Source organism: Aminobacter sp. J41 (genome assembly GCF_000526635.1).
Lineage (GTDB): Bacteria > Pseudomonadota > Alphaproteobacteria > Rhizobiales > Rhizobiaceae > Aerobium.
Map to the genome: position 1 here is coordinate 1 of NZ_JAGL01000098.1, position 1,500 is coordinate 1,500.

General features: G+C 53.7%; 1 protein-coding gene. It reads right to left on the reverse strand.

The features are described from left to right. Positions 1–210: 210 nt before the first annotated feature. Positions 211–1,299, reverse strand: a complete 1,089-nt coding sequence (locus tag L630_RS0120680) for an acyltransferase (protein WP_024850061.1) — start codon at positions 1,297–1,299, stop codon at positions 211–213. Between the last annotated feature and the right edge of the window lie 201 nt (positions 1,300–1,500).

Consider the following 1,500-nt stretch of genomic DNA (forward strand, 5'->3'; position numbering starts at 1 on the left):
CTGCGATCAACCAGCAGGGGTGGGTTCAAACATGGGTCACTTCTCAATGGAAAAACCGCCCAATCCCGGGTCAGTTCTCGGCGGAAATCAACAGACGACGGTTAAGTCACTTGTCGGAGGCGACTGTGTACTCTTTTTAGAACGAAATTCCCAATGCTAATCCGTGTCGCCACAACACAGGGATATTAGAAATCGAATGAGCATTGGATTCTACGCCTTCACGTAACGACGCGGGAGGGCTGTCGACCATATCAAGTCGCGGATATTTCTGTAGCGCTGCTCGAATGGTAGGCTAATCAGCCATGATAGGGTCAAACAAACCAGAACTGCGATAATGGTGGCTACTGGCCCCCGAGCAAGCATCCCAGTATCACGTAAAATGTACATGATAGGGTAGTGCACAAGGTATGTGGTGTAAGCAAAGCGCCCGAAAAATTCCGCCAGTTTTATGCCAATTGTCGGTACCGTGATGCCGGGCAACAAAAGCATCGCCAAACTGAAATTGCCGAATATCAGGAGGTTGTAGGTAGCAGAGTAACCGCCGCGCTCGGGCCAAAGTGCGGTATTAAATAGTTGCGATGCTGCGAACGCCCACAGTATGAGCAGAGCACCTTTGCTCCAGCCGTTGAAGTTTGGGCGCCCTTTTCGCGCATGATACAGCGCCATCCCCAGAGCCCAGATAATTGGTAGCCCTGCGCCACGTGCTCCTAGAGCGCTATCCGCGATCAGCAACACCGCAACTGCTCCGATCGCTGTAAGGGCGGCGAGCTGAGCGACTGGAGCTTTTCTAGTCGCATACGCGAAGCAGCCGAATATCACGTATACCCAGAACTCGAGCGAGATGGTCCAGAGGGGGCGATTGAGACCGAACGGGTGAACGTCAGGACTCGGTATGAACCATGGGCGGATGTCCTGCAGCAACAAGATGTTGCCGAGGAACTCGTGAACGGTGAAGTACTGAGCGAGAGGGTGCTCCCCACGAAAGTAGAGGGCCTCGAGCAATCCCATACCCGCCAAGATCGGGATTAAAGGAATGAGCAAGCGAGCTGCTCGATCATAAATGAAGCGTCCGAAGCCCGACAAGCCTGCGGCCGATGTTCGGTCCACCACCCAAGCGATCGTATAACCTGACAACGCGAAGAACAGCACTACCGCAATGTTTTGCATGTAGGGGACCTGCGGCCACTGGGTAAATTGCAGGCCCTTGAAGAACGCAGCCGAGTGCCCCACCAACACTGCAAACGTCGCGAGTACGCGAAATATCAAGAGGCAATCAAGGTGGGAAAGCCGGTGTCGCAATTGATGCCTCTAATTTGAACCTTCTGTAGCCACTATCAGAACTTCTGGCAGGCGACATCCTTTTGGGGCGGACAGGTTTCGTTGCGATGATGACCGAAGCGGCACGCGCCGCGCAAAAAATCAAGCCCATGCAGGCGCTCTACTTTAGCCATTTTTCACCCCAGACCCTCGGTCGCCTTCTCTAGGTGAGATACGCAAGAT